The following is a 16486-nucleotide window of genomic DNA, read 5'->3' as shown; positions in this document are numbered from 1 at the left end:
GAAACCTCAACTCCAAAATATTAATGACTTTCCGCAGCAGCTTTTGCCATAGCAGCGGCTTCTTCTGGCGACAACTTCTTGGTTCTTAGTAAAAACACAAAAGGAAGTAAGCAAATAAAGAAGATGGAAATCAATCTAAAAGTATCTAAATAAGCCAAGTAATACGCCTGACGAGCTACCGCAACTTCTAATTGTTTATATGCCATTGCGGCAGCATTGAAAGTATCGCCTGTTGATGCTATCATATTTTTGGTGGCATTGGCTACTCTTTCATTGAAAAGTGGGTTATCGGTACTCATATTTGCCATTAAATCTGAACGGTGTTGCGCCGCACGATTCGTAGCAAAGTTGTTAGCCAAAGCAATTCCAAAAGCACCACCTAGTTGACGAATCATGTTCGAAAGTGCAATGCCTGCTGGATATTCCTTCGGCTTTAAACCTGCTACAGCTTGATTGATGAGTGGTAATTGTAATAATGAAATACCGATGGTTCTACAAATTTGCATCGGGAAAAAATCCCATTTGCCCATGTCTGGCGTAGCTGTTCCACTGTAAAAACCGAAGAAGACAAAAAAGCAAATTCCTGCAATCATAAAAGGAATTGGCGAAGCGCCTGCTCCCATTCTTTTACCAATTATTGGAAAAAGAATTACGGCTGCCATCGTTGGTGCGACTAATGAAATCCCAGCTTCAAGTGGCGTAAAACCGTTTACTCTTTGTACCAAAACTGGATACACAAAAGCAGAAGTAAACAAACCTAAACCTGAAACCAAATTGAACATCGTAGAAAAAGCAAAAATTCTATATTTAAAAATGCCTAAATTCACTACTGGATGTTCGGTGTGGAGTTCATGCCAAACAAAACCGATGATACCAACAGCTGCCATCAAACTAACGGTAACAATCATTCTTGATTCAAACCAGTCTTCCGATTCTCCTTTTTCTAATACAAATTGTAATGCACCAATACCGATAATGAGCAGTAAAATTCCGATATAATCAATTTTAATTTCTTGTTTCCGCTCGCCTTCTCCTTCTTTTCTATCAATATAAATCAGTGTTAAAACCGTAGCAAGCGCACAAATCGGAATATTTACATAAAAAATTTGTGACCAGTTATACGTTTCAAGAATATAACCGCCTAAAGCTGGTCCTAATGTTGGTCCAAGTACAATCCCCATCCCAAAAAGTCCAGAAGCTATTCCTCTATCTTTTGGGTCGAAGGCATCAAATAAAATTGCTTGCGACGTAGAAAGTAATGCTCCGCCACCAATTCCTTGAATAAAACGCCAGAAAACTAATTCCCATAAACCATCAGAAGCACCACAAAAATAGGAAGCTACTCCAAAAAGTACCATTGAAGTAAGGTAATAGGTTTTTCTACCGAAATACTCTCCTAAAAATCCCGTCATGGGAATGATGATTACGTTGGCAATGGCGTAAGAAGTAATCACCCAAGCAACATCTTCAATCGTTGAGCCCAAAGAACCCGCCATTTGATTGAGTGCCACGTTCACGATGGTGGTATCGAGCAATTCCATGATTGCTGCCGTAACCGTCGTGATAACGATTATATATTTTGCAAATCCTGTTTTAGCAGCCATGTCTCTTTTTTTATTTGTGAGTCAGTTAGTTGTGAGTTAGTGAATGAGTGATTTAGTGATTATTTCAGCTTTGATTGAATTAGTTTAGATAAATTAAAATCACTAATTCACAATTCACTAACTCACTCATTCACTCCATCACTATTATTTTACATCAACACTTACTTCCAATGAAAGACCAGCTCTTAGAATATCCTTGTTTTTTTCTAAATCATGAATTTCAATTTTCACTGGTACACGTTGCGTTACTTTTACAAAGTTTCCAGAAGCATTATCAGGAGGTAATAAAGATGTTTTTGCACCTGTAGATTCTGCAATTGAAATAATTTTTCCCTTTAAAATTCTGTTTGGATAAGCATCTAATTTTAATTCTGCTTCACCACCAATTTTCAAACGACTTACTTGTGTTTCTTTGAAATTTGCTACTACCCAGAAAGTAGTGTCTTGTACGATGGTCATCAAAGGTTGTCCAGCTTGAATAAATTGACCTGCTTCTACGCTTTTCTTTCCGATTCTTCCAGAAGTTGGAGCATATACTTTTGAATAAGTAAGTTTCAATTTTTGTTGTTCAATTTTCACTTTTTTCACTGCCAAAGTAGCTTCAGCTTTGTGTAATGCCGCTTGAAGAATTGGCATTCTTGATTTCACCGCAGAAATATCCGCCAAACCCGCTTCGTACTGTGCAGACAAGACTTCATAAGCAGATTTACTATCATCGCCTTGTTTACGAGTAATGGCATTTTCCGAAACCAAAGCTGCATCTCGGTCTGCATCTTTTCTAGCTTTTTCTTTGCGTAAATAATTAGCTTTCAGATTCGCTTCGTTTGATTTAACCGTCATCGACAAATTTGAAATGTTTGCTTTCGCATTTTCAACATCTGTTTGTGCTTGCAATAAATCAGCTTCCATTTCGTCTAAAGCTAGTTTTGCTTCGTCTGAATCAATCTCTAAGATTAACTCGTCTTTTTTCACTACATCATAATCTTTTACATTGACAGCCTTTACATAACCTGCCATTCTTGGTAATACTGGCACAAAATAAGTTTCTACTTGTGCATTGTCTGTATCCTCATGCGCTTGTGCATATTGGTATTTACTATAACCTAAATATAAACCTACTGCTAAAACACAAAATAGTATTATTCGAGGAAGATAAGTTTTAATTGGATTTTGATTTTCCATCCTTTTAATAATTTTTAAGGTAATAATGATTGATTAAGTCGTTGAATAAAATGATTTTCTTGAGTAAAAAGCCCGTGAGAATCAGGCAATAAAATCTTTTGACGACACAAAGGTAAACTAAGTTTACTAAATTAGTCAAGTATATTGACAATTATTTTTTTTATGTTATCTTTGTATAAAATTTAGTAGATTCAATTCTCCTAAATCCATACAAACAATATTAAAGACTTATAAAAATCAACAACACGTTGAAATCGTGTTGCATAAAAAGCCATGAATGAGGATAAATTATCGGAACTTTATCTTTTTAAACAAGATAAAGACCGCCATATCGGTCGCTTAGTTTCTAAAACACAAAGATTTGTTCGTGAAATTGCCAGTGAATTTTTACAGGCAAAAGGATATACTAATTTTAGAGTAGGACACATGGTTGCCCTAATTCATATTGATTTAGAAGGTTCTAACATCAATAATTTAGCTCATTTGGCAGGTGTTACGAAACAAGCAATGAGTAAGCTAGTAAAAGAATTACAAGATGAAGGTTATGTAACCATCGAAAAACATCCAAACGATGCCAGAACACTGATTGTAAAACTCAGTGATAAAGGCGTGAATACGATGCTCGACTGGAAAGAATGTACCCAAAAAATAGAAATGACTTTTACGGATGTAATTGGTCGAGAACAACTTGAACAATTGATTGACCTTTTATCTAAAATTACGACTTATTATGAATTGAATAGCACTTGTATCAGCGATAAAGCAGTGCTAAATCTTAATCTTGCAAAACCGACTCCTGCTAAGTATTAATATTATAAGGTAAAAAAGTATCAATATTGGTTCCGTAACGGTACAAATCACGAATAATAGTTGAACTAATGGGTGCTAAATGTGGAGAAGTAATTAGAAAAACGGTTTCTAAACCATCCACCAAAAAGCGATTTACTTGTGCAATAGAGTTTTCGTATTCAAAATCTGTTGTATTTCTGAGTCCTCTTAACAAGAAATTAGCACCCATTTCTACCGCCACATTCGCCGTAAGATTATTATAAGCAACAACTTTTACGGGTTTTCCTTCAAAAGTTTCTTCTATCCAAGTAATCATTTTTTCGATTGGAAAATAGCGAGCTTTACTGCTATTATGCCCAATTCCGATGATAATTTCATCAAACAACGACAATGCTCTTACAACAATATCTTCATGCCCTTTCGTGAAAGGGTCAAATGAACCAGGGAAGAATGCGATTTTTTTCTGCACGATCTTGTTTGTTTTTATTTTTCTAATTACAAATGCTGAATTGTTAATACTTAAAACTCAACACTAAATATTCCAATATAACGATGTTCTTCTATTTGATTTTCTAACAGATTTTCATGAATTATATCTCCAATTTTCACTTTAGGCAAGTACTGATTTAGCAATAAATAATCAACCGATTCAGCATCAACATTTCCATACAATCTAATAAATATTTCGTCTGGCTCAATTTCTAGTTCACTCATTACAAAAAGTACGTAGTAAACTAAATCTTCTGATGTTTTATAATGAAAACGATTACAAAACTTCAATGTCCCATTAATCGAAATGACCATCGTAAAACTATCTTTTCCAAAATGTAGAAAAGCCGTTTGTGCTTTACTAGAACGTACTGCAAAATCAATCAACTGGCTAGCAAAATGCTGATATTCTATGTCTAAAAGTGGATAAACTTCTTCAAACCAATTGAACAATTGTCGCTCGCTACTGTAAATATTAATAATACCTAAATCAGCATGTGTTTTTACTCTTACTTCTTCGTCTGTTTCAATTATTTTCCCTTTTGCCAATTGTAAATACTTATTCGTGTATTCTTTTCTAAACAATGACAAAGGCAACAATGTGAACGAATGATTATCAATTGAAATATAAACGTTTTTCCATTTCAAAGATTTCAAATAATCGTGTTCTGCAAAAATGATTTCTAAATTGGCAACTATCGAATGGCAATGTGGTTCAACGGGCAATTGATAACTTTCTAAAGCAAGCAGTGAATTATCAAGCGAATCTTTTACCCAATAATGAAAATACGTCTCCGACAACGCTATACTAAGTTGATACTGAGTGATTTTCTTAGCATCAAAATATGGAGAAATGAATTTCACTTTCGGTAAAATATGTAAAGTATCTGTTTTCAAAAGGAATTAATTAAAATATGTTTACAAAAATACGATTCTATCTTCATTAATTAAAGATTATCCTCAGAAGCCATTCATTTTAATGTTGACAAGTTTTAATAAGTATTTTTTTATAAATTTCTACTTCTCAATTAAGAGTATGTTTTAAAATTTAACTTAGTTTAATGATTACTCATCAAAACTAATATTTCCTTTCGAAAGACTTTACTTTTCTTTTCTTGACAAAAGAAAAGTAACAAAAGAAAGTCAAGAAATTCCGAAACTCGCTCCGCTCAAACAGCGGAATTTCGTAAAATGCTTACGCCAGAGAAATGTATTAATCATAATTGTTAAGCTTTTTTAATATTTAGAATACTCTTTGTCAATTATCCACAAGTATCAATTTTAAAATACTTCAATCCAATTTAAAATGAATCGTATCATTCTTTTACTTCTTTGTCTTTGTTCGCTTAGCAAAGTATTTGCGCAAGCACAAGTCAATATTATTCCATTACCAAAGCATCTTAGCCTAGAGCAAGGTTTCTTCCGAATCAACAAAGAAACAAAAATTATCAACCTTACGAACAATGCTGAAACAAAAAATGCTTTAAAACCTCTCCAAGAGAAATTACAAAAATCAGCAGGTATTAATCTTAGTTTTCAAACAAAAATCAGCAAAGCAAATTGCATTGTGATTGAATTGGATAAAAATCTTACAAATCCAGAAGCTTATCTCTTAAAGATTTCTCCTTCAAAAGTTAGTATCAAAGCAGCCAATCCTTCTGGTGTATTTTATGCCGTACAAAGTATTTTACAATTAATGCCTCCTGAAATTGAAAAGAGTACTTTCTCTTCAAAAATAGACTGTAAACTTCAAGCTCTGACGATTGAAGATGCTCCAAGATTTCCTTACAGAGGTATCATGTTGGATGTTTCTCGTCATTTTATGCCAGTAGATTTTATAAAAAAGTACTTGGATGAACTGGCAGCTTTAAAACTCAACCGTTTTCATTGGCATCTTACCGACGGACAAGCTTTTCGTTTTGAAAGTAAAAAATATCCTTTATTACATACTGCAAAATCACCTCAATGGCCAACCAATGAAGGTTTTTATTCACAAGCTGAAATGCGAGACATCGTAAAATATGCTGCTGAAAGATTCATTACGATTATCCCAGAAATTGATGTTCCTGCACATTCAAACGCTGCTTTGGTGGCTTATCCGCAATATGCCTGTTTAGATAGCACAGGAAAACAATTGTTGTTTCAAGGAGAACTTTGTCCGAAAGATGAATCTATTGCTTTTGTCAATGATATTTTGGATGAAGTAATGGAGATTTTCCCAAGTAAATACATTCATATCGGCGGTGATGAAGCCTCAAAAACTGCTTGGCATAAATGCCCGAATTGTCAGAAAAGAATTCAAGAAAAAGGCTTGAAAAGTATTGATGAGCTACAAAGTGATTTTATCAAAAGTATCGAACAACACGTCAATCAAAAAGGCAGACAAATTATTGGTTGGGATGAAATTCTGGATGGAGGTTTAGCACCCAACGCAACCGTAATGGCTTGGAGAAGTATTGAAAGTGGCGGAACGGCTGCCAAATTAAAACATCAAGCTATCATTTCTCCTACTTCGCATTGCTACTTAGATTATTATCAATCCGAAGACCCAAACGAACCTTTGGCTTTTAGTGGTTTTATTAATTTGCCTAAAATTTATAGTTTTGAACCTATTCCAGAAGGATTAACAAAGGAAGAAGAAAAGTATATTTTAGGTGGACAAGCAAATCTGTGGACAGAACAAGTACCTGTGGGTTCACATGTGGAATACATGACTTTTCCTAGAGCAGTCGCTTTAGCAGAAGTAGATTGGTCAACGAAAGAATCAAGAAATTATGACCATTTCTTAAACCGTTTGAGCAGTTATTTGAATCGTATGGATTATCGACAAGTAAATTATGCCAAACATTTTTATGAAATAAAAACGAGCATGTCAACCACGGCAGATAATGCCATTCAATTAGCTTTCAATTGTGACAATGGCAACGCTCCTATTTATTATACTTTAGATGGAACAAGTCCGACTTTAGCATCTGCTCAATACAAAAGCCCAATTGCTATTCGTGAAAGTAGTACGGTAAAGGCTTCTACCGTAATGAAAGGAAAATTAGTCGATGAAATCACAAGAAGAATAACTTATAATAAAGCCACAGGAAAAGTAATTAATTTAGATACTCCTGCCGACCAACGCTATAATCGTGGCGGAGCAAAAGCTTTAACCAACGGTATGTTTGGCGGAGAAAGCAGATTTGGCGACGAAGAATGGTTGGGTTGGAATGGTTTAGACTTTGGAGGCACTTTAGATTTTGGCAAAGAAATTTCCATTCAAAAAGCAACATTCCGTTTCTTTCATAAACCATCAAGTTGGATTTGGATACCTTCTGAAGTAGAAATTTTAGGTTCAAAAGATGGCGTAAATTTCACAAAGATAACTTCTCAAAAAGTAAGCGTTCCTCAACAAGAAGGTGTTGTTACATTACCAGTAACGTTCAATCAACAATCATTAAGATTTATCAAAATCATTGCCCATTCATTCGGTACAATTCCAGCCAATACAACAGGTGCAGGCGATAAACCTTGGTTGTTTGTGGATGAGATTGTGGTGGAGTAAGATATTTAGAAGATGATACTCATTACAGAAAGTAAACCAACAGATTTACCAGCTTTAAGAACATTATTTCTTCAAGAAAGAATAAACACTTTTACTTGGCTAAATACTTCTTTATTTTCCATTGCTGATTTTGACAAAGAAACAGCAGGAGAGTTTGTACTTGTAGCTAAAGAAGATAACAAAATCGTTGGATTTATTACTGTTTGGGAAGAAGATAACTTTATTCATCATTTATTTATTGACGAAAAACACCAAAATCAAGGAATTGGAACAGTATTAATAAAAGCTGTCATTGATAAATTTGGCTTACCTATCAAATTGAAATGTTTGTCCAATAATACCAAAGCAGTAGAATTCTATCAAAGAAAAGGATTTGAAGAAAAAGGAAAAGGGGCAACAACCAATGGCACTTTTATTCTTTTTGAGCTTAGGGAAGGTGTATAGAAGTTGTTCGTCAAACACATTACTTTTGAAACGTCCAAAGCAAATTTGAGACCTTTAGTATTTCCTCATCAAATAAAACAAAAAATCCACTCAGAATATGAGTGGATTTTTTAAACTGCTTTCAAAAAACAAAAATTTACTTTTTCTTATCAACATTAGTAAGCTTTACCTGAGAAGTCGCTGGATTCAACATAATGAAATCTGTTAAAATTCTCTCGCTTTCTTTTAGATAAGTATCTTTACTTCTTCTGTCTTTCAAAATTTTCAATTTAGCTTGAGCTATACTCGTCGAATCTGTTGGTGCTTTTTCAGGTTCTTTTTCTGTAGCACTTGTCAACTCATCTCCTAAATCAGCTAAATTTTTCTTCTTTTGATCTTCTATTTCTTTACGTCGTTTATCTTCCTGTAAAGAGATTGTTTTCTTTTCTTTAGCCTTTTTGATATAATTAATATCAGCTACTAATTTTTTCAAATCAGCATCTGTTTTTAATCTATCTTGATACAAAGCTTTCAATTTAACAACCGCTTGTTCATTTACATCAGTCGTTGGGGAATATTTGGTAGAAGCAATCATATCCCAAGGCAAAGCACTTGGCTGAGAGCTTTCTCCAAATTCAGAAGCACTGAAAGACGAAGGAAATTCAATATCAGGCGTTACTCCTTTGTGTTGTGTACTGCTCCCTGTAACACGATAGAATTTCTCCATCGTAATTTTCAATTGCCCTACTCCTTCTGGTTCGCCTTTCAAGAAACGGTCTAAATCAACTAAACTTTGAACTGTGCCTTTTCCGTAAGTCTGTTCTCCAATTACTAAACCACGTTTGTAATCTTGGATAGCACCTGCGAAAATCTCAGAAGCAGAAGCAGAAAAACGGTTAACCAATACAGTAACAGGACCATCATAAGTTACAGAAGGATCTCTGTCATTTTCAACACTAATTTCTCCATCTGACTGGCGACGTTGAACAACTGGACCTTGCGAAATAAACAAACCTGTTAGACTAACAGCTTCGTTCAAGAAACCTCCACCGTTATTTCTAAGGTCAACAATTACTCCGTCCACTTTTTCAGCTTTCAATTCATTCAAGTATTTTTTAACATCAGCAGTGGTACTCTTATAGCCTTGTTCGCCATTTCTAGCGCCTTCTGCATCACGATAAAAAAGTGGAATCGTAATCAATCCTAATTTGAATTCTCTACCATCACGGTTAAAATTCAATACTTCTTTTTTAGCCGTTCCGTCTTCAAGTTTAATTTTCTCACGAACTAAACGTACTTCTTTTGGTACTGAACCAATTGGCGCATCACTTGAAAGAATTTTCAAACGAACCACAGTGTTTTTAGGTCCTTTAATTAACTTAACAGCATCATCAGTAAACCAACCTACAATATCTTGATAAGGTTTATCGTCGCCCTGAGCTACAGCAACAATTCTATCTTTCGGATTCAGTAATTTACTTCTGAAAGCTGGTCCACCTACGATACAATCTACAATCATTACATAATCGCCTTCGTTTCTGAGCGTAGCACCAATTCCTTCAAAAGATTGTGCCATTTCTTGATTGAAACTTGAAGCCGTTTTAGGAATAAAATAAGTCGTATGTGGATCAACACTTTCAGTGAAGGAATTCATAAATTGCTGAAATACATCCTCACTCTTGGTTTTATCAAAGTACTTTTCGGTACGCTTATAACGCTCTCTTAAATCTTTGATGGCAGAAGTATCTGCTTTTCCGCTAATTTTCCAATCGAGTAAAGTGCTTTTTACGGCTTTTCTCCAAATGTTATCTAATTCTTCTTTAGATTTTGCCCATGCAGCTTTTTCACGGTCTGGAGTGTAGGTTTCATCAACCTTAAAATCTACTGGTTTAGATAACACAGAAGCTACAAAAGCAAAACGCTCTTTGGCTCTGTTTCTGAATACATTATAGATTTGGTAAGCGGCAGTCAATTCTCCATTTCTTAATTGGTCATCCAATTGAAAACGAAACTTCTCAAATTCTGTAATATCAGCAGCCGTGAAATTCATTTTATTGAAATCCAATTCTTTGATATAATTATCGAAGATTTTAGAAGAAAGAGAGTCATTCAAAGGCACACGGCGATAATGATAATTACTTAGTATCTCTGTCACTAAGTTTTCGACTTTCTTTTGAGTAGCAGTCGGTTGTAAATCATCGGCCGCAAATTTATAATCTGCTCCAGAAAGAGCACTATTATTGTGCGAGAAGGACTGTAAGCCAAAAAACGCAAGCAGCGAAATTGGCACAAGAGCAAGAAAGTATTTCATCATCTTATTTTTCATTAGTCTATTTTTCAATACCCAACAATTCTACTTCAAAAACTAAAGTAGAATATGGTTTGATTGTTGGGCCACTTCCACGAGTACCATACGCTAATTCATAAGGAACAAACAATTTCCATTTAGAACCTACTGGCATTAATTGAAGCGCTTCTACCCAGCCTTGAATTACACCTGTAACTGGAAATGAAATTGGTTCACCTCTATCTACTGAACTATCAAACACGGTTCCATCAATCAATGTTCCGTGATAATGAGTTTTTACTTTATCATTCGCTGTTGGGATTGGTCCATCACCTTTTTTCAAAATCTGATACTGTAAACCGCTCGCCAAAGTAACAACGCCTTCTTTCTTTTTATTTTCTGCCAAGAACTTCTCGCCTGCTAATCTGTTTGGTTCAAATTGTTTAGACTGTTCTTTTTGCATATACTTTTGAAGTAACTGATTCGCTTGCATATCTGTAATTGGCGTGGTAGCTCCTTTCATCACTTCATTGAAACCCTTTTGCAAAAGTTCTGCATTGATTTCAATGTTTTGCATCTTAAAATTCTGTGCCACTAAAATTCCTAGTCCATAACTAGCAGAATCTTTTAAAGAAGCCAAAGCAATTGATTGTGTTGAGGTGTTAGCTGGTTTAACGGCAGTTGTTTTAGGTTTTACAGCTACTTTTTTAGCAGTTGGTTTAGTTTGTGCATTTACAAAAAATGGAGTCAAAACTACGCTTGAGCAAAGTAAGATATTCTTTAATTTCATCTGTTTTAGGAACGAATCAATCTTAAAATTTTAAAATACTCCCGAACGATTCGCCCTTAATTCAGAAGATATTTTGTTTGAATTAGAAATTATATAAATAAACTTATTTTTATATTTCTTAAAGTTAATAACGAAAATTGATGCAACAAAATTATTTCACTTTGGGAAATAGAAATCAAAGAAAAGCATCCAATCTTCCATTGTCCTTTACTTTAAAGCCTTTTTCTGTCATTTTAATACTGGCACATTCAACTGTTGGGTCATGGTCGAAAAACAAAATCCAGTCATTTTCAACAGCTTGGTTCAACAAAACACTTTTTTCTTTCATCGTTTGTAGCGGTCGAACATCATAGCCCATTACATAAGGAATAGGAATATGTGATTGTGAAGGAACAGTATCAGCGATAAAAAGTATTTTTTTTTCTTGATAAGTAATCAGTGGCATTAACATTTTTTCTGTATGTCCGTCAGCCGTCAATATTTCAATATTACTAAATGGTTTTTCTGTTACTTTATCCGTAAAAAACAATTGTCCTGCTTCTTGAATCGGCAAGATATTCTCTTTAAAGAAAGTAGATTTTTCTCTTTGGTTAGGATGAATCGCAGACTCAAAATGCGCTGAATGAGTCCAATAGCGAGCATTGGGGAAAGTCATTTCAAAATGGGTTCCATCAGCATTCCATTTCACGGCACCACCGCAATGGTCAAAATGCAAATGACTCAAAATAACATCCGTCACCTCATTTTCAGCATATCCTTTTGCTCGAATAGATTTCACCAAATCGCCTTCCCCGTGTCGATAATAATAACTTTGCCATTTGGCATCTTGTTTATCGCCCATCCCAGTATCAATCAAAATCAGTTGATTTCCATCCTCAATTAATAAACACCTCATTGCCCATGAACAAAGGTTATTTTCATCCGCAGGATTAGTTTTCTGCCAAAAAGATTTAGGAACTACTCCAAACATTGCTCCACCATCTAATTTAAAATTCCCCGCATCAATGCTATGTAATTTCATTCTTAATATGATTTTGTTTCAATAAGCTTTGCAATTTATAAGAAGTTGCTTACTTTGAGAAGTATTTTACACGAACGGATTACAAAGAGTATCAAGCAAAAACAATCTAAAACTATGAAAATCGGTCTAGTTCTTTCGGGTGGCGGCGCCAGAGGTATTGCTCACCTTGGTGTATTAAAAGCTTTACAAGAAAAAAACGTAGCAATTTCGGCGATTTCGGGTTGTAGCGCTGGTGCTATTGCTGGAGCAATGTTTTCTGCGGGGTACTCGCCCGATAAAATCTTTGAAATAGTAGTTTCAACCAATACATTGCGAGCTTTAAGACCTGCTTGGAGCAGAGTGGGATTGCTTAATATGAAAAAAGCAGAAGAAGCTTATCTAAAATACATTCCTCATAATTCATTTGAGCATTTAAAAATTCCGCTTACCATTAACGCTACCAACCTGTATGCGGGTGAAAGTATTTATTTTTCTAGTGGCGAATTACTCAAACCAGTAATGGCTTCATGTTGTATTCCAGGACTTTTTGAGCCTATCATCATGAACAATCAGACTTTATTGGATGGAGGAATTTTAAACAATATGCCCATAGAACCGTTAAAGGGAAAATACGATTTCATTATTGGTAGCCATTGTAACCCTTATGGAATGAACCAATTACCAAAATCAATGGCTTCGATGGTTCAAAAATCTCTTTTTTTAGCGATTAATAATAACTCAAAAAGTCGCCTAGCCCTGTGCGATTTATTGATAGAACCGCCTCTTCTTAAAAAATTTGACCCTCAGGATATTCGTAAAGCACATGATATTTTCAAAGTTGGTTATGAATATGCCAAGTCATTATCTTTGCCAGAAAATATACTTTAAGATAATTTAATCTAAAAAAAATGCAAAAAATATTTTTTTATTAGATTTTATATTGACAATATCCAAAAGTGTTTTTAACTTAGCATAACTCTCCTCGCTGCTACTTAATTACAACACAAAAAACATAAAATTTCATTTTTATCAAAAAATGAAGCAAATTAGCATCCTTAATTTTCATTTTTTCACAAAAAGTGTATTTACAAAACACATTTTGCAATCCTTTTTTCAGGAATTTTACAAAATCAGATTTTCCATTCAAAACGTCAATCTGTAACAAATCAAGAAACCCAAAACTAAATACATAGAAAAGTACAATTCACAAACTATTTTTTTAATCAATTAACCCCAATATTTCATGAACAAACGTTTATTATTTATCAATCTACTTCTGTTTTTGGGATGTTCTTTGAGCATGATTGCTCAGGATCGTCGCATTTCAGGAAAGGTAACTTCAGCAAGCGATGGCTCTGCTTTACCTGGTGTAACAGTTCAAATAAAAGGGATTTCTAAAGGCACTCAAACGGATGCTAGTGGTAGCTATTCATTGAGCGTTTCGAGCAATCAAAAAACAGTAATTTTTAGTTTTGTTGGTTTTACTTCACAAGAAATTGAAATAGGTAGTAAATCAGTGATTAATGTTTCATTAAAAGAAAATGTTAAATCTTTAGAAGAAGTTTTGGTAGTTGGTTATGGTACTCAAATCAAACGAGACATGACTGGTAATGTAGCTAAAATAAAATCTTCTGATATTGCAGATATGCCAGTCCCAACATTCGACCAAGCTCTTCAAGGAAAAGCAGCGGGTGTACTTGTTAATGCCGGTAGTGGTAAACTAGGACAAGGTATTCGTATCAACGTCCGTGGACAATCTTCTATTTCTGCAAACACACAGCCATTATTTGTGATTGACGGTATTCCATTAACAACGAATAACCTTTCTTTCCAATTTGGTTCAACAAACCCATTAGCAGATATTAACCCTCAAGATATTGAGTCAATGGATATATTGAAAGATGCTGCTGCTTCTGCAATATATGGTGCTCGTGGAGCTAATGGTGTTATCATAATCACTACAAAAAAGGGTAAAGTTGGACAGACTAGAGTTAACTTCGGATACCAAGTTGGTTCAAGTACACCAACCAAAAAATTGCAATTCCTTAATACAGAACAGTATGTTAAATTCTATAGACAAGCAGCAGCAAATTCTGATAGAATTGATGGCTTAGATCAAGCTGACCCTGATTCATATACTTCTTACATGGAAAATTTCTATGTAACACAAAGTCTAGGTACTTTTGGTACTCCTCAACAAACTTCAACTACTTGGGGTGATTTAGCTTATCAAGATGCTCCTATGAACCAATATGATATGAATATCACTAGTGGTTCTGAAAAGACTTCTATCTTTATGTCTGGTCAATATTTAGACCAAAAAGGTATTCTAGTTGGAAACGCCTTGACAAGAGCAACTGGTCGTATGAACTTAGAACATGCCTTGACAGATAGATTCAAAGTAGGTATTAATATGTCGATGTCGAGAACATTGAACAAACGTTTGTCTGGTGACCGTCAGTTTGATAACCCAATGCAAATGGTGGCATTACCGCCAATGACTCCTTCAACAGACCCTGCTACTGGCTTACCAACGGGATCGCTTCCTGGCGATGCAAGTATTCCTTATTACTATAATCCTCTTGTTAATATTGGTAATGCTTTTTATAATACAACTGTAAATCGTACAATTAGTAGTGTGTATGGACAGTTAAAAATTACAAAAGATTTATTCTTGCGTTCAGAGTATGGTGTTGATGTCTTGAGCCAATTAGAAGAACAATTTTATAATTCATTAACCGCTAGAAATACTGGTGTTCCAGGTGGCTTAGGTCGTTCAAGAACTGTACGTGTCGAAAACTTCAATACAAACAATTTCCTTGGTTATACCAAAGCATTTGATAAGCATATCTTTGATGCAACGCTTGGATTCTCTTTCCAAAAATCTGAAACAAAACGTCATTTCATCGAAGGGCAAGATTTCCCTTCAGATTCATATCAAACAATCTTTGCGGCAGCACGTAAAACAGATGGTAATTCATCCGAAACAGCTTTCAGTTTCTTATCATATTTTGCAAGGGCAAACTATAAATTTAACGATCGTTATTTGTTAGGTGTTAGTGCACGTATTGATGGTTCTTCAAGATTTGGTACGAACCAACGATATGGCTTCTTCCCTGCTGCTTCATTAGGCTGGGTAGTATCTGAAGAAGAATTCTTAAAAAACAATAAAAGCATTAGTTTCTTAAAAGTACGTACAAGTTTTGGTAGAACAGGTAACGCTGAAATCGGTGCAGATGGTAGTGGTGCTTCTACGAATACTATCAACTTCCCACAGAGAGGTTTATATGCAGGTGATGCAGGATATGGAACTATTCCCGGACAAAGACCTATTCAATTAGCTAATCCAGATTTAAGTTGGGAAACTACAGACCAATTTGACTTAGGTGTTGATTTCGGTTTTTTCAATAATCGTTTATCTGGTGAAGTTGATATTTATCAAAAAAACACTTCAAATCTTTTATTAAATGTTAACGTACCGGGTTCATCAGGCTTTGCGACTCAAACTAGAAACATCGGTAAATTACAAAACAAAGGGATAGAATTTGTAATTAATTCAGATAATCTAGTTGGACAATTCAAATGGAAAACAAGCATTAACATTGCCAAAAATGCCAATAAGGTGACAAACATTCAAGGACAAATTATTGAAGGTGGATTAAACAACATGAGCCGTGCTGTAGAAGGTGAACCTATTGGTACATTCTTTACTGCTGAATACGCTGGTGTAGACCCAGCCAACGGAAATGCGTTGTGGTATAAAAACACTAAAAATGCAGACGGTTCTATTGATCGTTCTACTACAAATGTTTACACACAAGCGCAAAGAGTAGTAGTAGGAAAAGCATTACCAGATTGGACTGGTGGTATGACAAATACATTTAGTTACAAAGGTTTTGATTTAAGTATTTTTATCAATGGTCAATTAGGTAATGAAATCAACTTCTATGGTGTAGGTAGATATTCTTCAGCAAATGGTCGTTTTGAAGATAATCAAACTGTAGATCAATTAAATGCTTGGACAGTTGATAATAGAAATACCAATATTCCTGAAGCACGCTTATTCTATAATAATGGTGCCCAACCTTCTAGCAGATTTATTCAAGATGGTTCTTTCTTGCGTTTGAGAACTGTTACATTCGCTTATAATCTTCCAAAAAGTGTGTTAAGTAAAGCTAAAATCAATAATATGCGAGTGTACGTTTCAGCTCAGAACTTAGCAACATTAACTAAATACACTGGTTGGGATCCTGAAGTAAATGCAGATGACGTAGTTTCAAATATTGCTCAAGGTTATGACTTTTACACAGCACCTCAGGCTCGTACTATTACGTTTGGTATTAATCTTGGTTTTTAATCTTAATTGAAGAAA

12 protein-coding genes are annotated in these 16486 nt (G+C 34.7%); 5 read left to right on the top strand and 7 right to left on the bottom strand.

All coding sequences use genetic code 11. The features are described 5' to 3' along the window. Positions 1-20 precede the first annotated feature (20 nt). Positions 21-1604: a DHA2 family efflux MFS transporter permease subunit gene (locus VB798_RS19685; protein ID WP_323688949.1), complete on the bottom strand. Its 1584-nt coding sequence runs from the start codon at positions 1602-1604 to the stop codon at positions 21-23. A gap of 144 nt (positions 1605-1748) precedes the next feature. After that, positions 1749-2786 (bottom strand): HlyD family secretion protein, encoded by a 1038-nt coding sequence (locus VB798_RS19680; protein WP_323688948.1) that lies wholly within the window; start codon positions 2784-2786, stop codon positions 1749-1751. Positions 2787-3059: 273 nt separating this feature from the next. On the opposite strand from VB798_RS19680, the gene VB798_RS19675 reads away from it, so the two are divergent. Beyond that, positions 3060-3596: a MarR family winged helix-turn-helix transcriptional regulator gene (locus VB798_RS19675; RefSeq protein WP_323688947.1), complete on the top strand. Its 537-nt coding sequence runs from the start codon at positions 3060-3062 to the stop codon at positions 3594-3596. Here VB798_RS19675 and coaD read toward each other — a convergent pair. Continuing rightward, positions 3586-4044: a pantetheine-phosphate adenylyltransferase gene (gene coaD / locus VB798_RS19670; RefSeq protein ID WP_323688946.1), complete on the bottom strand. Its 459-nt coding sequence runs from the start codon at positions 4042-4044 to the stop codon at positions 3586-3588. The two genes, VB798_RS19675 and coaD, sit on opposite strands and share 11 nt — an antisense overlap. Before the next feature lie 50 nt (positions 4045-4094). Next, positions 4095-4961 (bottom strand): DUF3822 family protein, encoded by an 867-nt coding sequence (locus VB798_RS19665; RefSeq protein WP_323688945.1) that lies wholly within the window; start codon positions 4959-4961, stop codon positions 4095-4097. A 409-nt stretch (positions 4962-5370) separates the two neighbouring features. On the opposite strand from VB798_RS19665, the gene VB798_RS19660 reads away from it, so the two are divergent. Then, the gene (locus VB798_RS19660) at positions 5371-7614 is read left to right on the top strand and encodes a beta-N-acetylhexosaminidase (protein ID WP_323688944.1); all 2244 of its coding nucleotides are present in this window, start codon (positions 5371-5373) and stop codon (positions 7612-7614) included. 12 nt (positions 7615-7626) lie between these two features. Further along, positions 7627-8058, top strand: coding sequence for a GNAT family N-acetyltransferase (locus VB798_RS19655; protein WP_323688943.1), 432 nt, complete (start codon positions 7627-7629; stop codon positions 8056-8058). Between the two features lie 136 nt (positions 8059-8194). Here VB798_RS19655 and VB798_RS19650 read toward each other — a convergent pair whose 3' ends face one another. The 3 genes from VB798_RS19650 to VB798_RS19640 form a co-directional block, all read right to left on the bottom strand. Then, positions 8195-10363 carry a carboxy terminal-processing peptidase gene (locus VB798_RS19650; RefSeq protein WP_323688942.1) on the bottom strand — a complete coding sequence of 723 codons (2169 nt, stop codon included), beginning with the start codon at positions 10361-10363 and terminating at the stop codon, positions 8195-8197. A 4-nt stretch (positions 10364-10367) separates the two neighbouring features. Then, positions 10368-11114: an FKBP-type peptidyl-prolyl cis-trans isomerase gene (locus VB798_RS19645; RefSeq protein ID WP_323688941.1), complete on the bottom strand. Its 747-nt coding sequence runs from the start codon at positions 11112-11114 to the stop codon at positions 10368-10370. 175 nt (positions 11115-11289) lie between these two features. Next, the gene (locus tag VB798_RS19640; RefSeq protein WP_323688940.1) at positions 11290-12135 is read right to left on the bottom strand and encodes an MBL fold metallo-hydrolase; all 846 of its coding nucleotides are present in this window, start codon (positions 12133-12135) and stop codon (positions 11290-11292) included. Between the two features lie 114 nt (positions 12136-12249). Between VB798_RS19640 and VB798_RS19635 the strand changes: the two genes are divergently transcribed. Together VB798_RS19635 and VB798_RS19630 are read left to right on the top strand one after the other, a co-directional pair. Further along, positions 12250-13002 (top strand): patatin-like phospholipase family protein, encoded by a 753-nt coding sequence (locus VB798_RS19635; RefSeq protein WP_323688939.1) that lies wholly within the window; start codon positions 12250-12252, stop codon positions 13000-13002. Between the two features lie 355 nt (positions 13003-13357). Then, positions 13358-16471 carry a SusC/RagA family TonB-linked outer membrane protein gene (locus VB798_RS19630; protein WP_323688938.1) on the top strand — a complete coding sequence of 1038 codons (3114 nt, stop codon included), beginning with the start codon at positions 13358-13360 and terminating at the stop codon, positions 16469-16471. The last annotated feature ends 15 nt before the right edge of the window (positions 16472-16486 follow it).

The organism is Arcicella lustrica (assembly GCF_034930985.1).
In the GTDB taxonomy this organism is placed as follows: domain Bacteria; phylum Bacteroidota; class Bacteroidia; order Cytophagales; family Spirosomataceae; genus Arcicella; species Arcicella lustrica.
This window is presented reverse-complemented; position numbering and strand designations above follow the sequence as displayed.